Annotated in this window: 16 protein-coding genes; 3 read left to right on the top strand and 13 right to left on the bottom strand. The window is 51.8% G+C overall.

What is annotated here, in order from left to right; genetic code table 11:
- Positions 1-369: 369 nt before the first annotated feature.
- From ACR0AY_RS20770 to ACR0AY_RS20830, 13 genes are all read right to left on the bottom strand, one after another.
- Positions 370-1,788 (bottom strand): pyridoxal phosphate-dependent decarboxylase family protein, encoded by a 1,419-nt coding sequence (locus ACR0AY_RS20770; protein ID WP_480454545.1) that lies wholly within the window; start codon positions 1,786-1,788, stop codon positions 370-372.
- Between the two features lie 536 nt (positions 1,789-2,324).
- The gene (locus ACR0AY_RS20775) at positions 2,325-2,960 is read right to left on the bottom strand and encodes a hypothetical protein (protein ID WP_170516084.1); all 636 of its coding nucleotides are present in this window, start codon (positions 2,958-2,960) and stop codon (positions 2,325-2,327) included.
- 31 nt (positions 2,961-2,991) lie between these two features.
- Complete coding sequence (locus tag ACR0AY_RS20780; RefSeq protein ID WP_170516082.1) at positions 2,992-3,519, bottom strand: helix-turn-helix domain-containing protein; 528 nt, start codon at positions 3,517-3,519, stop codon at positions 2,992-2,994.
- Between the two features lie 103 nt (positions 3,520-3,622).
- Complete coding sequence (locus ACR0AY_RS20785) at positions 3,623-3,853, bottom strand: hypothetical protein (protein ID WP_480454546.1); 231 nt, start codon at positions 3,851-3,853, stop codon at positions 3,623-3,625.
- Positions 3,854-4,036: 183 nt separating this feature from the next.
- A complete protein-coding gene (locus ACR0AY_RS20790; RefSeq protein WP_170516080.1) occupies positions 4,037-4,246 on the bottom strand; it encodes a MerR family transcriptional regulator in 210 nt (69 codons plus the stop codon).
- A gap of 122 nt (positions 4,247-4,368) precedes the next feature.
- Positions 4,369-5,154 carry a hypothetical protein gene (locus ACR0AY_RS20795; protein WP_170516078.1) on the bottom strand — a complete coding sequence of 262 codons (786 nt, stop codon included), beginning with the start codon at positions 5,152-5,154 and terminating at the stop codon, positions 4,369-4,371.
- Positions 5,154-6,344, bottom strand: coding sequence for a site-specific integrase (locus tag ACR0AY_RS20800; RefSeq protein WP_170516076.1), 1,191 nt, complete (start codon positions 6,342-6,344; stop codon positions 5,154-5,156). Before ACR0AY_RS20800 ends, ACR0AY_RS20795 begins: the two co-directional genes overlap by 1 nt.
- 778 nt (positions 6,345-7,122) lie before the next feature.
- On the bottom strand, positions 7,123-8,487 hold the full coding sequence (locus tag ACR0AY_RS20805) for a sensor histidine kinase (RefSeq protein WP_170516074.1): 1,365 nt from the start codon (positions 8,485-8,487) through the stop codon (positions 7,123-7,125).
- Between the two features lie 357 nt (positions 8,488-8,844).
- Positions 8,845-8,988, bottom strand: coding sequence for a hypothetical protein (locus tag ACR0AY_RS20810; RefSeq protein ID WP_480454547.1), 144 nt, complete (start codon positions 8,986-8,988; stop codon positions 8,845-8,847).
- Between the two features lie 60 nt (positions 8,989-9,048).
- Positions 9,049-9,228: a hypothetical protein gene (locus ACR0AY_RS20815; protein ID WP_480454548.1), complete on the bottom strand. Its 180-nt coding sequence runs from the start codon at positions 9,226-9,228 to the stop codon at positions 9,049-9,051.
- 201 nt (positions 9,229-9,429) lie between these two features.
- Positions 9,430-10,836: a sensor histidine kinase gene (locus ACR0AY_RS20820; RefSeq protein WP_170516070.1), complete on the bottom strand. Its 1,407-nt coding sequence runs from the start codon at positions 10,834-10,836 to the stop codon at positions 9,430-9,432.
- Positions 10,823-11,500, bottom strand: a complete 678-nt coding sequence (locus ACR0AY_RS20825; RefSeq protein ID WP_170516068.1) for a response regulator transcription factor — start codon at positions 11,498-11,500, stop codon at positions 10,823-10,825. Before ACR0AY_RS20825 ends, ACR0AY_RS20820 begins: the two co-directional genes overlap by 14 nt.
- A 111-nt stretch (positions 11,501-11,611) precedes the next feature.
- Positions 11,612-12,139 carry a roadblock/LC7 domain-containing protein gene (locus ACR0AY_RS20830; protein WP_480439453.1) on the bottom strand — a complete coding sequence of 176 codons (528 nt, stop codon included), beginning with the start codon at positions 12,137-12,139 and terminating at the stop codon, positions 11,612-11,614.
- 1,142 nt (positions 12,140-13,281) lie between these two features.
- Between ACR0AY_RS20830 and ACR0AY_RS20835 the strand changes: the two genes are divergently transcribed.
- The 3 genes from ACR0AY_RS20835 to ACR0AY_RS20845 all read left to right on the top strand — a co-directional run bounded on the left by ACR0AY_RS20835 (position 13,282) and on the right by ACR0AY_RS20845 (position 16,469).
- On the top strand, positions 13,282-13,653 hold the full coding sequence (locus ACR0AY_RS20835; RefSeq protein WP_480454549.1) for an EF-hand domain-containing protein: 372 nt from the start codon (positions 13,282-13,284) through the stop codon (positions 13,651-13,653).
- Positions 13,654-13,878: 225 nt separating this feature from the next.
- The gene (locus tag ACR0AY_RS20840; protein ID WP_170516064.1) at positions 13,879-14,943 is read left to right on the top strand and encodes a DUF1611 domain-containing protein; all 1,065 of its coding nucleotides are present in this window, start codon (positions 13,879-13,881) and stop codon (positions 14,941-14,943) included.
- Complete coding sequence (locus tag ACR0AY_RS20845) at positions 14,940-16,469, top strand: ABC transporter ATP-binding protein (RefSeq protein ID WP_170516062.1); 1,530 nt, start codon at positions 14,940-14,942, stop codon at positions 16,467-16,469. The genes ACR0AY_RS20840 and ACR0AY_RS20845 overlap by 4 nt, the downstream gene beginning before the upstream one ends.

The following is a 16,469-nucleotide window of genomic DNA, read 5'->3' on the forward strand; positions in this document are numbered from 1 at the left end:
AAAAACGGGATGAAGGAATGACGGCAGCCTATTGAGGCTGTATCCTGCAAGCGCCCAAACGGCGACTTCTTCAACACTATCCGGACAAAGCGGCCTCTGACTGCCACTGCGCCAAAAGCCGCTTCGATAATACGTTAGCTGTTTTCCTGCTATTAGAACGCGCGACCTAGTTTCTCCAGCATGTCGCCAGTTATTTGATCAAACGGACTTTCTTGCTAGGGCGCGGGGGCACTGGAAAGATGCCGTCAAAATGAACTGGAAATTGTCCTTCCAAGTTCAGATATTAAAATGTCCTTTTGAGTTATTTGCCCACGTTCCTTGCAAGAAGAACATGATTGGGTGCTCAGACCTAATTGCCTGCGCCATGCACTATTTGTGACGTCTGACCGCGCGTTCAACAGCGCGGATCGATTGACGAATATCCTCCGATGTTGTGCGGTGATTGACCAAGGCTGCGCGTAGACACGCCTTGCCTTTGATGACGGTTGTCGAGAATACGGCATCACCAGAAAGCTGAAGCTCGGCTGCGATTTTGTTCACGTCTCCATAGGCAATGTAGAAACAGCAAATATTAGAAGTGACGGGAAACGAAAGGTCCAAAACATCAGATGCCTCGACCAGCTCAGCCATCAATGCAGTCTGCTTGCAGTTGTTCGTAATGGACGCAGAGAAGGCCTGTGTTCCGATCGATTTAATCGCGGCCCAGACCTTAAGGGCGCGAAATCCGCGCGAAAGCTCCAGCCCATAGTCGCAGAACCACAGATCGCCTCCTCCAAGCCCTTCATTTTGTTGTTCAAGGTAGCTAGGGCGTGACGTAAACGTGTCGAAATGCAGGGAGCGATCGTAGATCATGCAGGCTCCGCAGTCATAAGGAACGGACATCCATTTGTGAAAATCACATGAGATCGAATTTGCCCGTTCCATCCCGTCAACAAGCTGTGCCCAAGGATGATCCGCGAGTCGTGTCCAAAATCCAAAGGCGGCATCCACATGAAGCCAGATATTTTGGTCTACACAAAAATCCGCAATCTCGTTTAAACTATCAAACGAACCTGTGTTGACCGAACCCGCTGTGCCAATCACGGCCAAAGGAACGCGATCAACGGACTTGTCTTTTGCAACAGCGCGTTTCAATGATGCAATATCCATCTTCATGTCATCGTCTGTGTCGACAACATGAATTGCATCTGTCCCGTAGCCCATCGATTCAAGCGCCTTACCGATACACGAGTGCGTACCGCGGCGCACATAGACGGCTACGCTTGGCAGCGTTCGAATACCGGTCTTTCTAACGTCATGACCAAATTGCTTGTTTCGCGCCGCAGTCAGCGCCAAGATCGTTGCTTGCGACGTACCAGTCGTTAGAATGGCAGATGCACTCTCAGGCATTCCAGACACGCCAAGCAGCCAATCCAGCGTGACCCGCTCGACTTCTATGGCGCCGTGATCGCGGCCGCCGCAGTTGCTGTTCATCGTCGCTGCAACCAGTTCAGCCCCAACGGAAACCGGCAGTCCGGCCCCATGCACCCAACCGAAGAACCGTGGATGCGTGTTGCCGGTTGCGTAGGGCATGATGTCATCAGCCAACTGAGCGAACGTTCGTCTAGTACCAACGCCAACGGCCTCTTGCGTCAGGGACAAGCGACCGGCAAACCCGTCCGGTTTAGGTTGCCAAGGCAAGTCCCTCGCGCTTTTCATTCGCGCTATGCATTGATCCATTAACTTGTGCATATGACGGCTAAAATCATCCCAGTCTTTCGGATCCAAATGGTCGCCTTCAGAAGTCATAGCAAAACCTTTTTTATGGGCGATTTTCCATAGCATTAGAACATCGCAGGTCCGTGATACAAGCCGCTTTAGGGTTGCGGTCTTCAAATGAGTTAGGTCAATTTAGATCTTCCGCTGAACTTACTGAGATTATCCGCTTTGCTTTGAAACGCAGAGTTAATGAAAGCCGACTTTGGTTCTGTCCGTAGGATCGGTAACTCTGGGCTCGGAGCAGCCATCCAAACACTTCGCTTGAACGACTGCTTTGCCTTGCTTGCGAGGCAGTGCCTGGTCAGTCGAGCAATTTCTGCAGTTCCCTGTCAGTGCGGATAAGTTCATTGATCGTCTTGCGCATTTCCTCGGTTTCTCTCGACCGTTCCCCATGCTTCCACGAAGGATGGCTTGGCCCAGCAGCATGCCCACCTCTAGCCCCATGCATGCGACAAACACTCCAGCCCTGAACGGCGGGTGCGCGACATCGCTGGCCCGTGGACTTTGCCGTGGCGGTAAATCTGGGCGCATTCCTGAGCCGTTTGGTGGGGTCCATGAGGTTGTCGTCACTTTTTGTCATCCGACCGCCCGCCGTTTTGAACATTACCAACGATTGCCTGCCCACCTTCTTTGACCTCGACGCGTTCGACACGCACAGTTTGATCTGCCTTGGATCGATACCTCTTCAGGGTTTCAACCTGACTGGTGAAGGTCCGCGCAAGTTTATTTAGTGCCCGCTCCGCTGAATCTTGTTGCGGGAGAGTTTTTACGTGATTGAGCCTGCGCGCCATCATAATCGTTGCCTGATGGATCGCGCCCATTTGTATGGCCAGCATGGCTTCGATCTCGTCTTGCGGCCCAACCCCGGCAACAACGGACATCACGAAGTTCGATGCGGTCTCAGAAACCGAGCTGTCCTGTTGTCCGAGTGTCGCGACTTGGTCCATGACACCTTCGAAGAACCGGTAATCAACGGTGCCGAGCTCATGCATCGCCAAGGCACAGGCTGCGTTTGGGTCTTTCCCTTTGTGCCCGACCGTGAGCCTGCGTGTGTCTTCATCGAAGTCCAACTTGATGTCCGGGGCCCGGACAACTGGCCTCTTCCGTTCCTTCAGATCGGCAATCGCATTGGTCTCCGCGTCGGTAAGCTCGGAGTTCTTTGTCTGCAGATCGTTGCCATTGTCTTTCCGTGTTTTGCTCATGTCCGTCTCGCGTAACAGGGAGTGGTTAGTATTAGTGTTCCGTTTCAGAACCGAAGGACCGGCGAGAAACCGGTCTGACGGGTTCTGAATTGGAACCATGGGAGGTCTTTGGGTTCTCAAACGAAACCACAGAGGATGCTGACGGGTCCGACTCAGAACCGCGTTTTGTTTTTTCAGGCTGCCATAAGCGCCAGTCGTTGGTGGCGGCTTTCTTGACGGACCGGGTCTGCGTCGGCTTGGTCGTCAATCGCCACTCATGGGCTTGGCGGTGATACCAGTTGCCTTCTTGCTCCAGCACAAGGAAGCCTTTGTCCTGCAGATCCTCGAAAGCGCGTTGAACGGTGGCCTTGCCCAACCCCAAGATTTCTGCCGCTTCGTTCATCGACAGAACAAGCTTACCGTTGTTGCTGCCATTGAAGCGGGTGTGAAGCTCTAGCCAAAGCTTCACGGCAGGTCCGGACAACGACCGCCATGCCTGAGATTTAATCATGGCATAAGGCAGAGGAACATATTGGCCCTCATCCGACCGTTTGCCTTTGGGAGACCGGCGCCTACTCATCGCAACACTTCCGCTGGAAGTGCTTGGGCAGAGTATCCAGTTCGGGAATGTGACAGCCGATATGCGCCCGGACGAGCCGGGTTAGGCCGGATTTGGACACACATTACCCGAGCGTGTCCCAGGCCGCTCCCCCGGCCTGAAATTGGGGCCTCTGACGCTGAAACAACCATTGGATACTGTCCCGGAACTCGGCGACGCGGTAGATATCATGGCGAAAGAGCTCGCCCTGGTAGTTCTCAGCGGTTTCCCAATGATCGGTTCGGGAAAGAGGGCCAGTGTCTGGCCCCCTGTCGTGACCCGTAATGTTCGGCTTGGAGAAGGACATATCAGCCATGCTCGATCCTTCCTTTCCGAATGATCATTCGTTCGACTGAGTGGCTCTGGGGCGACCAGTAGTACCGGCGCTCGTTTTGTCTTGTCGGCGCGGGGCATCCTGTGGCATCAACTGGACTTGCTAGGGTGGCAGGTGATGTCACTGGAAAAGCCCCATCTCCACCTTTGGAGTTGGGGTTTTTCATTATGCAGCCTCGTTGTTGGGGTCGGTGCGCCGAGCCGCAAGCCAAGTGTTCAGATCGGAACCATGATAGGCGATCCGCCGACCGATGCGGATATAGGCCGGACCACACATGCGGTGGCGCCATTGAGCCAGCTTTTCGCGGTTTCCCAGCAATTGCATTTCAGGGTCTTCTGGGAAATAGACCCGGTCGTCGTTGAAGACGTTTGCCATCGTTGAAATCCTCTTGGATCAGTTGCGATGGCACTAAACTGGAACCATTTTCCACTAACGAACTAGTCGGGGAAAAATGAATAGTTTGGCCCCAGTCTTTCCTCTATTTTTCCCGGGGGAATTCAACGCCGCGTCGCGCCAGTCTCGAAGTGTTTTAGGTGAAGGCCGTTGCCGGTCTGGTTCTCTAGTCGGTTTTGGACTTGCGTCCAAGACAACGATCCTTTGTCGTTCCCCATCGCAGCGAAGGCGGCTTTTGCTTTTTCCAATGATGGTCTGCCTCGTTTAGAGGTTGGTCTTTTCTCCCGATTGAATGCCACCAAGGACAAACAATCCTGTGCCGTTTTCGGTACATCATCCTCAACAACGCACAGGCTCCAACCTTCAAACGATCTGACCCTCTCAGCAATTGGCAGAACATAGTCGGGATCAATCAGGTCGTTCTCAACCAAAAATTCTTTGGAAAATCTGTCCCAGCTTTTCGCAGAAATTAGATACGTTGGGTACTCCAAGAAAATCCACTGAGAGCCGTGGTTGTTTCTAATAAATTCTGGGAACTCCTCTGCTTCATAATTCAAGTCGAGGAGCTCAAGGAACAGATTAGAGCCCACCATTTTTTCACCACTTGGCGAACAAAGATAAAATCGGTCCGTTCCAAACAAAAACAACTTGAATACGTCTTCTATCACGTTGTTGAAGGCTGATGCACCAAAGTGCGTCGGCGCCGGAGACACGGAACCATCAGGTTCTCTCCTGTCGCGAAGATAGGGTACCCCGTCTACATCTTCGTATTCGTAGCCTAGTTCCCTACAAATCTCATGAAAGACGTTTCTGTTTTCCCAATAGGTGAGTATTTCACCAAGAGTCTCTCTTAATTCTAATAAGCTAACTGTGCCGATCGGGCTGAACATCAGTTCGAAGCCCTTTCTGTGTGCTTACATACGTAATTGCACCAAGTATTCATCATTTCCCGTCGCCTTTCTAACAAATCCGTTCGCGCGTAGGCCCGCTCCACGTCTGACCCAATCTGATGGGCCAAAGCCGCCTCTGCCAGTTCGCGTGGTGCGCCTGCAGCTTCCGCCGCCCAATCTCGAAACGAACTCCGGAAACCATGCACGGTAACGCCATCCTGTCGCATCCGGCGCAGCAGCATCAGCATGGACATGTTTGACAGGGGCTGATGCCGCTTTTGCCCCTCGTACACATAGTCGGAGGCCAGCGCACGCAGCGGTTCCAGAATGGCCAGCATTTCGTCGGTGAGAGGAACACGATGGACCTGCCCGCCCTTCATGCGCTCTGCTGGTATGGTCCACAGGCGCGCATCGACATCGACCTCGGGCCATTTCATCTCCAGCACCTCTGAGGTTCGGCAGGCGGACAGAATGGTGAATTGCAACGCCTTGGCGGCCATGGCTGAGCGGGTCTGCAACTCGGCATAAAACGCAGGCACCTCCTGCCACCGCATCGCGTCATGGTGCTGAACCTTAGCTTTGACGGTGGGCAGCACCTTACGTTCACGGATCGCGGTCACCGGGTTCTCGCCAGAGCGGAAACCCTTGGATTTTGCTACATCGAGTACCGTCTTGATCCGCTGAGACAGTCGCTTTGCGGTTTCGTGTTTCTCTGTCCAGATGGGGGACAGGCACATCAGCACTTCGGGCTGATCAATGCTGTCGACAGGCATACGGCCGATCTTGGGGAATGCATAGTCGCGCAAGGTGTTGAGCCATTGCTGGCCGTGCTTGGCATTTTTCCATGTCGGCAAGCGGTCGATATGAACCTGACGACTGAGTTCTTCGAAGGTCGGGATTTCGCGCTGGGCATTGAAGCGCGGGTTCAACCCGGACTTTGCCATGCGTCGATATTCGAGTGCTCTTTCGCGGGCTTGGTTCAGAGTGACGACATCAACGCCACCCAACCCAAAATCCGTGCGCAGCGGAGCACCCTTGCGGTTCTTCTGACCTTTGACCGTTACGCGCACAATCCAGCGCCGTGCGCCCGAGGGATCGACAACGAGATAAAGGCCAGAACCGTCGCCATGCCGACCCGGGCCGAGATTCTCTACCAGCTTCTTTGTCAGCTTCCCGCTGAGCGCAGCCATGAAAATACCACAAAATATACCACTCAATGAAAGTATAGTGGTGTAATCGGATAAAATCCAATGAAACACGCTGGTGAGGCTACAGCCATAAAACACAAAGGTTTTAGCAACCTAGTGTGGTTCATCATAATCAGGGGAAATTATGTAGGGCGACACATAGATTTGCCATTCGGCGACCAGTAAGCCATTGATTTTGAGTGATTCGACTTTTGATAGGCACACTGGATTTGCCTTTTGCGACTCAAAGGTTTTCCATCACATCAAAGTAGCCCAATACTCCAGGCCGCACGGGCTTTAGGCAGTCAGCCAACTATACCAAGACCGATTAGACCGATTAGACCGATTTCAAAACGGTTCTGGTATTCGATGTCGGCCACCGGGGCGTTTCCAAGACGCTGAGCCTGAAGCACACACGGTCAATGCACGCACAACGATCAGCCGGCCTTAGAAGTTGCCGTTTGAAGCCACCAACAGGATTAAGTTGTACAACGTTAAATCCGACTCGGCTCGTTTAAGCAGTTCGTTCTTCTTCTATAGCCAATCTAGGTCCACTAATTTATCCACACCCATCGCGACGAATTGCTTCCGTCAGCGATATTGGGTTTGTTTAGAAACGCCGAATTACCTGATTACATCAAAGCGGGGCATCCCCGCCCTGTCGACACCTCGAACGGTCGCTGTTTCGAGACAGTCTCTCCCGGCTTTGGTTGTTCGACTACCTTCTTCGGTCCCAAGTTTCGTAAACACCAAGATAGGTTCGCTCACCTATTAAGTGCCCTTACGCAACTTCGAATTGAATTGAAACAGTCAACCCAGGTGAATTGTTTATGGCAGTTAAGAGCGACGAATGGTGGTCTGCAATAGCTTTCACTAGCGCCAACCCCAAACCATTCCCAACACTGTTACGTTCACTTTCCAGTTTATAGAAAGGAACAAAAAGCTTACCTAGTGTGTTTTCTGGAACGCCAGGGCCATTGTCGACTACCGAAAGCGTAACGATGCTTTCTTCTTGTTCAACGATCAGCAGAACCTTGGAATGCTCTGGACAATGATCAATTGAGTTCTGCAAAAGGTTTGCACAGAGCTGTTTTAGCATACCCTCATCGCCTTCGATTAGTGTGCGCCCTGATTGGTTCTCCACAAAACTAAGGCTTTGTGCCTTCAATTCCGCTAGCGGGATCATGTTCTCAACAGCTTCTCGACCCAGTCTATTCAAATCCAGATAGCTGAACGCTTTTGAACTGTTGCCTTCTTCGATGCGATTGATCCGCAAAACTGTTTCAAAGGTCCATTTGAGCCGATCAAGTTCAGATTGAATTTGGTCAATAGCTTCGACAGATTTACCCTCCGATTGCAGTGAATCCCTCGCTTGCTGAAGCGTGATGTAAGCATGGGTGAGCGGGTTCTTCAGATCATGCGCAATGGCCGCAGCGGCTGATCGTGTTGTTGACATCAAAGCAGTCAGGTTGTCGAGATGGCTGTTCATTAGCCTTGAAACCCGGTCTATCTGATCATTGTTCTTGCCGACCGGAAGCCTCGCTTTGACTTCCCCTCTTGAGACTTTGTTGAGCGTCTTCGCCATTTGATCAAGTTTGCGATATGTTCTTATGCTGGTGATGTAGCCAACCAATAGCGTGCAAAGCGTTGCTCCTAATCCGATTGCAACCAAAGACCAAGCCAACGATCGAAGTGTGCTTGTTACAAATGCAAGATCGCGACCAACCACGATTACGAAGCCACGGTAGGTTTGCACATTTACACGATGGATACGCTTTTCACCGCCTAGGTTAATGCCATCATCTTCGATTTCCCCCCAGCCTCGAAAGGATGGGTACTCGTCGATGTTTCCAGCCAGACGCTTCCCTTGACTATCGAACAGACCAATCAAACTCGTGTCGAACGGCAACCAGAGTGTCGCGTCATCAATCGCTTGCACCACGTCGGAATCGTTGTCGTTATCGTCCAGAATTTCTTGTATGAAACGCATTTCATCGATTAGCAACGAGTCCATTTCACGCTGCAAGTCGCCACGAATTCTTTCAAATGTCAAAAATGCCAATGCTGCAACCGAAAGAAGTATGACAACCGCAGCATACAACGCGGTAGTAAAGGCTGCTCCAGATACAATGTTTGAGCGTTTCATTCTTCTTTAGTCCGGTTTTTGTGTCGTCACCATGTTGTTCGGCTAACGACGAACCTGTTCTGGCGGATCGAGTATGTGATCTGAGGGTTTTAGCTGCATTTTCATTCGAAAAATGGGGAATTTGGCCGAATGTGTTGCAACACTGGCGATGCGAACCCAGCGAAGCTCAGTAGAGTCAACGCTTTGACGTCCATGCAAGCTGCACTTGATTGAGCACATCGAGCCATTTTTGACAGCCAACGCACAAGGAGTTCACGGCCGGTATTAGGAAGCAACAGAAAGCAGGTTTAGTTGAACCTACAACGCGCCCTTCCGAGGGGGAGGAAGGGCGCGCTGCTTTGACTGAGGGAAGCTTGCTTACGAGTGAGTGGTCCGTGTCTTCACGGCACCGGTAATACCCTCAAGAAGGGGTACGAGTGCTTCCTCAGTCGAGTATTCGGCTTCAGTTCCGAACCTGACAGCACCTTCTGCAACGTGATCTTGCCAGCGGGTTTTCACCATCCTTACGTTTTTGAAAGGTTATTGCGATCTACCCGATGAACACCGAGTGATTTGTGTTGATCATCCACTCTTTGTGCAATGTCCGTGATCTTCGATTGGTGTGGCACCATGAGTGGACAACTCATAGGTCATGGTTGGAAAATGGAGCACCAACGTCCAGACTTCGTCGGGCTTGATGTGGATGAATGTTATGCCGTCCAGACCGTGTGCGACAGAGGCCATGCCTTCTGTATCCTGCACTATTAGTCGCGCTTCTGAGAGGTCGGCATCCTGAAAAACCTGGATTACTTCTCCGTTTGTTTCTGACCTGCATTGGAATACTGTCTCGCCCGCAGTCGCCGCACTCGCAGGCAGGAGTGCCACTAGGAATATTGCATTTTTCATCATTGTGTTTCCGATCAAAGAGGTTGAACTTTCAGGTTTGAGTGGTCTAGGTGATGGTTAGAATTCTGAGCTGCACAAATCATCAGCTTGTGTTCGGGCCGCAATCGGCGGCTTTCCAAAGCTCACACATACCCGCAGGCCCGGTTTGTTGTTTTCTGCGGTGATAAGTGCGCCGTGCCGCATTGCGATGGCCTTAACAAGCGATAGGCCGAGCCCATTTCCAGTGTCGTTTTTTGTGTGGTCAACTCGAAAAAACGCGTCAAAAATCTTGCTGATTTGTGGATCCGGAACCCCCGGTCCATTGTCTTCAACAATCAGCTGTATCGCTTCAGTCGTGGCCGTTAGGGAAATCCTGATCCAACATCCAGAAGGGCAAAACCGGAGTGAATTGTTCACAAGATTGACGAGCAGCCGTTTCAGCATGTCTTCGTCGCCTCGTATCAAAATCGTGTCGGCGTTGTAGTCAGCGGTGATGTGTTTACCTGCTTCCGCCGCAACCGGATGAAACGCCTCTGCCACACTCTCAACGAGTGCACTCAAATTGACGGTTTGGAAGCTTACTTCATGCCGGCCAGCCTCGATTTGAGATACTGTGAGTACTGTGTCGAAGACAGTTCTGATGCGCCTAAGATTTTTCTCTAAATCGTCGAGGCCTTGTCGTGGGTCACCACCATGCTCAACTTCGCAATATACCTTTTGTAAAGCCATGAACCCGTTCAACAAAGGGCTCCTCAAATCGCTGGCAATTGTGACCGCAGTCGATTGAGCACAGTTGAGTGAGCTCGAAATCCAGTCGAGACGTCGGTTGATCATGTGGCAAATTCGATCGCTTAGGTCGCTTGTATCTGACACGGGAAGACGAAGGCTGATATCTTCTTGAAAGGCCTGGTCGAGGGTTCGCTCAATCCTTTGAAGTTTTCGATGGTCTTGAGCGCTGAAGTAATAGCCAAGACCCAGGACAGCGGCAGTTGTCGAAAGCGTCAGCAGCAACAACCCTTCCCAAAGGGTTTTCAAAGCCTGATTAGGTGGTGTCAGGCTGCGAGCGACCACTGTGCGATACCCAAGATACTCTGATACATGGAGAAGATAGACGGGGGCGGTCCCACCGATTTGCAAAAAATCCGGATCGACTTCGTGCCAACCTATCGTATCGGGCGTTTTCGCAACTGATCCAGCAAGTGCTGAACCGTTCTGGTCGAACAGCGCGACTACGTGAAGCCCAGTTCGAATGGGACTATTCAAATGTTCAATTGCTCGCTGAACTGCTTCTGAGCCGCCGTCCAGTAAAATCTCATGAAGCAGGAGCTCTTCATCGAGGATTTGTTGCTGGAGATCACTGCGAAGCCTGTCTGCAAGCGCTAAGTAGACAGCAGAGCCAAACACTGCAGTTATGATCCAGACTATCAATGCCGCGAAACAAGCCGATCGGAACGGAGCACCTGAGAGAATGCTAGAGCGGCCCATGAAGGCTGTATCCAACGTTTCGAGACGTGTGCAAAAGTGGCGTCTCGAAGGGTTTGTCGATCTTCGACCTCAGGCGACTTATATACGTTTCAATCACGGTCGAATTTGGATCAAAGTTGTAGTCCCAGACTTGCTCCAAAAGCATGTTGCGTGTCACGATCCGACCGGCATTCCGCATCAAAACTTCCAACAGCGCAAATTCACGGGGCAATAAGTCTATTGTAACGTCTTGCCTTTTCACCACCCTGCTGAGCAGATCCATCGAAAGATCGTGGACTTGAAGCCCAGTTGAGGCAATGCCAGTCGGCTGTCGTCTGATAATGCTGTTTAGGCGCGCCAGAAGTTCTGAAAAATGAAAAGGCTTAACCAGGTAGTCATCCGCACCTTCGGTCAAACCCTCAACTCTGTCCTGAACGTCGCCTATTGATGTGAGGAACAAAACTGGGGTCTGTTTCTTCGCGGCCCTCAAGGCCTTGAGAACAGAGAGACCATCCATTCCGGGCAACATACGGTCTAAGACTATGGCGTCACATTCGTTGTACAAACAATATGAGAGAGCATCTCGACCATCATCATACCACTCCACACTGAAACCGTTCGATCTCAGCCCGGAATTGACAAATTCGGCGGTCTTTTTGTCGTCTTCTGCGACGAGTATTTTCATTTTAAGACCTCCGACATTACCGTTGGATCCGTTTATCGCAGTTACTAATGCGGGGTTAAGTGAACTCAGCCATAACGGGATGGCTAAGTCCATTTGGCATTTCGTTGCAGGCTAGAGGCTGAGCGTTTCTTCAACAGCTTTTACTTGCAATCGGGCGAGCCCCAGATTGGCGGTCTTCTTATCCAACGCGACATACACAAAAATGTTTGGGTTTTTGTCTAGTGGACGAACCAGATGAAACTGTTTGCCAAGCGTGATCAGAATGTCTTCGATGGTATCGTTAAGTTTCAAAGCTTCAATTGCCTGAAGTTTGGCACGGACGACTTCAACATTCGCTGCCCCGGCGGTATCAAGATCAAACTTGGAACCGCCTTCTGTGCCTAAAGTAAGGCCTGTATCGCTGTCGACGAGGCACGCCCCCAGAAGACCTTTGATTTCACTTAGTTTAGAAATGTCCAACGACATGTTTGGCTCCTTTTTGGCCTTAGAATTGTTGATCTGACCCGCACCGCGCATTTGATTGATTGGACGAGTCCTATTGTTTGCAGGTGGGATGGTAATGACGAGTTTTTGAACCAAGCCAAACCTTTCGCCAAATCTGGCCAGCACAGAGGTGGCATCACCTTTGTGTCTCGACATTTGCTATCCAATTCTCGCTGTGATCGTGGAAGTAGAATGTCGAACTGGGTGCCTGTTGCTTCGAACTGCTTGGGCGTGAAGAAACAGCTGATCAACCAATCTGTCATCCAAACAAGGAAGATCGCTTGTCCCTTGACGGGGAAGACACTTGGGTTCCGATGTCACTTTCAAAACTGCTGCGCTAGGGTCTCGGGAGTTATTGTGCCCTCTGTGCAAAAAACTCAGTGCGACAACGCAGGCAAGGGCCAAATATTGGGCAGTGTTGGTTGTAAAAGCCAGTACACTTTCCGAACCAAGAAGGAATGCGGGCCACAAATGACCGAGCTCAAAAAGAACGCCAGCCAAAACGGATAAAACAGAACTCAGCATCAGACCTTCGCCTCGTTACCAAACGACTAAGTGGTCCGTAGAGTATTCAGAGTTTTAACCGACCTTTCATAAAGCTTAAACATTTGTAAGAATATATTTTTTACGTTGACGAAAAATGGAAGCTTCGGAGCAAATGGTTGATCAACTGACCGTGCGAGCATTCAGACGTCGGCTGTGGCTTAACGTTGAATCTCTTGGTATGCCTTCTAACGGTGAGGCCAAGCAAGTTGTTGGTATATTTAAGAAAGTCGCCAGACTCACTGACGAGTTATGCGATGGTACAACCAACTAAGAAGCTGTCACGAACTGGTCAAGCTCCATAAAAACAATTGACAAGCCTCTAGGTTTTTTCGGGTAGAAGCACTTAATACGAAAGTATTAAATACTCTCAGTCGGGAAGTGAACTGACTGAAGGTCTGTTGCAAGCTGACATTAAGTAAACATATCGGACCCAATAACTCACGCGGCTGCAAAGTATAGTTAATTTATCATCTGATAAATTTAGCCAGCGAAAACCCTAGTTAAAATTCCACGCCAAACAATCTGCAAAGCACTCCATAGCGTCACCAAAATTCATCTGACGTTCATCAGCAGAATATCAGCGCTTCATCCGAGCGCGCTATCTTGTCCTACTGAGATAGAAATACTTGAATCTCAAGGAACAAACGTCGGTTAAAGGGATATCTTTGTTGTTAGATCGACGCGAGGCGACAAAGTGCAGAATAAGGACATCCGGCCATACGTTCTATTCGTTCATTTTCGCTCTTATCTTGATGATCGGGATTGGTCTATCGGGCAAAGCCACTGCACAGACAGCGAGCTTTCGCTCTGTCGATACAAACTCTGACGGCGTTCTTAGTTTCAATGAACTTGTGGCTGCATTCGGAGAAGCAGGTGCGCGCAGATTGATTGAGGATATCGACCGAAATGGTGACAGCCGCATTACGATCAGGGAATTACGGCAAAGCTCGGACAGGAAGAATGATGATCCAGACGAGCGTGAAGATCGGGGAAATCGGAACGGAGGAGAGCGAGATGACGGCAATGACGGCTCTGGCAGAAAGGGTGGCGGTGACGACCGTGATGATGACGGTGGAGATGATAGCGGGGACGACAATGGGGATGATGACGGCGATGACGACTGATCGCCGACCACCCGACGTTGGGTGTTTAGCTCAATCCGTCTTTCTCTGCCAACCCGGGATTTTGGGGCCGCTACGAATCTAAGCTCGCGCCCAATTCCCCCGCTCAAACATCGCGTTCATCTGCTGTTCATTCAATCGCACCACGTCCCTTCATGCACCTTTGCAACCTTTCTCACACGGTGCTGACAAGATGAAACCATGGACACGTCAGCCACGGAGCAAAACATGAAACAGTTTCCCCCAATCCCCCTCAGCGCTTGTGAAATCGCAAAATGGGCATTCACAACCCGCCGCGTTGATCGGTCGGATGTTCACGGGCTCAGCACTGGGATGAGCAACGCAAAAGCAGGCGATCTGATCCTCTGCGAGATCGTCGAGATCGGGCACCACAAGAAAATACAGCTAGCCGAACGGCGTGTTTCGACCAGCTATCCAGGCGATTTTGTTGTTTTGTGCCTGGGTGATCGCTATGCGCCAGACCAGTTTCTTGCCAGTGCCGTTGTCGACGATGATCTCATCGATCTGGTTGCGGGCGGCGGCGTAGCGGGCCGGGTGGATGCCGCGCATATCCGTATGGAGGACCCCACACGGTTGAAACCCCTAGGCCTTCTCACCGACGCCAAAGATCGGGTGATCAATATCGCGGACTATGCTCTGCCCCAATTGCCGGCCAATAACCAAGTGACTGTTATCGGCGTTTTTGGGGCATCGATGAATTCCGGCAAGACAACCGCTGCGTCAAGCCTGGGGCATGGCTTGACGCGTGCGGGGTATTCTGCGTCGGGTGTCAAAGCCACAGGCACCGGGGCCTTTGGCGATTTCAACAGTTTTGAGGATGCAGGCGCGCCCGCGCTTGATTTTACGGATGTCGGGATGGCATCAACCTATCGGATGCCGCTGGAGAAGATCGAAACCGGCTTTGACACTCTGGTCGCGACAGCCGCATCGCGAGGGGCCGAGGTGGTGGTTGTAGAAATCGCAGATGGCGTATTCCAACAGGAAACCCGCGCAATACTCCGATCCTCACGCATTCGGGATCGTCTGGATGGCATCCTGTTTGCAGCACCAGATGCGCTGAGCGCATTAGGCGGCGTCACCGTGCTTAAACGGGTTGGGCTAAGCCCATTTGCGATTTCCGGGAAGGTAAGTTGCTCACCCCTCGCTTCGGCCGAAGCGCTCGAAGCCACCGGGTGCCCGATCCTATCGCGTGAAGACCTTTGGTCGCCTGCAATGATCGCCCAACATGTTGCCCCCCTGATGCGGCATGAACCAGAGAACGTGGCCGCATGACCCCCCTCCCCAGGTTGGCCACACGGGATCGCATCATCGATGCGGTCCTCGTGGTATCAAGCAGTGTCATTCAAGCGGTTGCACTAGCCTTTGCTGCTTTCGCGACACGGGACGCGTTTGGGGCGATACACGCGGGACATGCGCTTGCCATAGAGACCGTATTGCAATTGGCCGGTTCCGGTGTAGGCACTGCCGCATGTCTGTTCCTGTGCCGATATCGTGCGGAAGCGCTCGGCCAAAGCTATGCGATCTCATTGCGGCGTGCGCTCTATCAGCAGATCGCAAAACTTCCCAAATCGCGCCATGAGAGACGCCGAGTCGGCGCGCTGTCCTTAAGGTTTGTTGGTGATTTGTCAGCAGCCCGCATTTGGTTTGGACGCGGTTTACCAAGCGTCTGTTCTGCGGCGGTTATAATCCCAGGCGCCGCAGCCATTCTATTTTATCTAAATCCCGTACTTGCGGTCAGTGGAATTGCAGCACTTGGTTTGACTCTGCTGCTAGCAGCGGCAATGGCCTGGCATCTTGAGTATAGGCACCGAAGACTGCGCCGGCGCCGGGCCAGCATTGCGATCTCCATGATCGAGCGGATTGCGATTGCCCCTGAACTCGACCTAATGGGCAGGACAGACCGCGAATTACAGAAGCTAGACACGCAAGGTGCAACGCTACGCCATGATGCGCTGGCACGCCGTGGCCGCGTGGTTGGCCTTCAGGCGATCCTGCGATTGGGCGTAGCATTCGTGAGTCTCTTGATGCTTTGGCAAGCTGGCCAAACAGGCATCGCCCCTGCGACCGTTGCGGCCTGCCTTGCTGTGATGGCATTGATCGCGCTTCCGTTACAAAATCTCGCGAGTGCTTGGGATCATCACTGTGCCTGGCGCGTTGCGCGCGAGAAAGCTCAACGGCTTCTTTCGGAGCCAACGGTCAATCGAAACGTCGCACAACAAACCGATGCCGTAGTCATTAACGTCACCGGAAAACTTGACGAAGCACCTTTCACATTTGTTGCCAAACCGAACAAGACCTCAGAGTTGACGGGACCGTACGCCAGTAAGCTCGCGCGATGTATCGCGGGCTTTGACACTTATGAGGGCATTGAAGTGCGCTATGGTGAGCATCAAATTCCACCAAAACTCGCGCTCATCGGAGACGCCCATATCGGGCTTCAGGGCAGTTTGCGCCGATCCGCAACCTTGATGTGCCGGAAACGGCCCAGCGACCGCAGGATCGCGAAAGTGCTGAGGCAGTTAGGTCTATCCGACTTGCTCATGGCCCCCGAAGGTCTTGACCAACGTATCGCTGAAAACGGCCACGGGCTGTCATCTGATCAAACTTTGCGGCTAGATCTTGCGCGCGCTGTACTGTGCGAGGCCGAAGTTGTTGTAATCTCCTCAATCAGGTGGGCTGCCTGCCGACATCAACAAGCTGAACTGCTCGCGGCGTTTCAAGAGCTTTCGTCGGCAACGATAATATTGGCCGATGATCACGTCACCTCTAATCTGAATGAGAATTCAAAGGTCATTTGA

It is taken from the genome of Ruegeria sp. A5 (assembly GCF_056543005.1).

What these genes read in the sequence shown, in the direction of transcription:
- ACR0AY_RS20770 (WP_480454545.1), bottom strand. Translation starts at nt 1,788, where the DNA reads ATGACTTCTGAAGGCGACCATTTGGATCCGAAAGACTGGGATGATTTT.
- ACR0AY_RS20775 (WP_170516084.1), bottom strand. Translation starts at nt 2,960, where the DNA reads ATGAGCAAAACACGGAAAGACAATGGCAACGATCTGCAGACAAAGAAC.
- ACR0AY_RS20780 (WP_170516082.1), bottom strand. Translation starts at nt 3,519, where the DNA reads ATGAGTAGGCGCCGGTCTCCCAAAGGCAAACGGTCGGATGAGGGCCAA.
- ACR0AY_RS20785 (WP_480454546.1), bottom strand. Translation starts at nt 3,853, where the DNA reads ATGGCTGATATGTCCTTCTCCAAGCCGAACATTACGGGTCACGACAGG.
- ACR0AY_RS20790 (WP_170516080.1), bottom strand. Translation starts at nt 4,246, where the DNA reads ATGGCAAACGTCTTCAACGACGACCGGGTCTATTTCCCAGAAGACCCT.
- ACR0AY_RS20795 (WP_170516078.1), bottom strand. Translation starts at nt 5,154, where the DNA reads ATGTTCAGCCCGATCGGCACAGTTAGCTTATTAGAATTAAGAGAGACT.
- ACR0AY_RS20800 (WP_170516076.1), bottom strand. Translation starts at nt 6,344, where the DNA reads ATGGCTGCGCTCAGCGGGAAGCTGACAAAGAAGCTGGTAGAGAATCTC.
- ACR0AY_RS20805 (WP_170516074.1), bottom strand. Translation starts at nt 8,487, where the DNA reads ATGAAACGCTCAAACATTGTATCTGGAGCAGCCTTTACTACCGCGTTG.
- ACR0AY_RS20810 (WP_480454547.1), bottom strand. Translation starts at nt 8,988, where the DNA reads ATGGTGAAAACCCGCTGGCAAGATCACGTTGCAGAAGGTGCTGTCAGG.
- ACR0AY_RS20820 (WP_170516070.1), bottom strand. Translation starts at nt 10,836, where the DNA reads ATGGGCCGCTCTAGCATTCTCTCAGGTGCTCCGTTCCGATCGGCTTGT.
- ACR0AY_RS20825 (WP_170516068.1), bottom strand. Translation starts at nt 11,500, where the DNA reads ATGAAAATACTCGTCGCAGAAGACGACAAAAAGACCGCCGAATTTGTC.
- ACR0AY_RS20830 (WP_480439453.1), bottom strand. Translation starts at nt 12,139, where the DNA reads ATGTCGAGACACAAAGGTGATGCCACCTCTGTGCTGGCCAGATTTGGC.
- ACR0AY_RS20835 (WP_480454549.1), top strand. Translation starts at nt 13,282, where the DNA reads ATGATCGGGATTGGTCTATCGGGCAAAGCCACTGCACAGACAGCGAGC.
- ACR0AY_RS20840 (WP_170516064.1), top strand. Translation starts at nt 13,879, where the DNA reads ATGAAACAGTTTCCCCCAATCCCCCTCAGCGCTTGTGAAATCGCAAAA.
- ACR0AY_RS20845 (WP_170516062.1), top strand. Translation starts at nt 14,940, where the DNA reads ATGACCCCCCTCCCCAGGTTGGCCACACGGGATCGCATCATCGATGCG.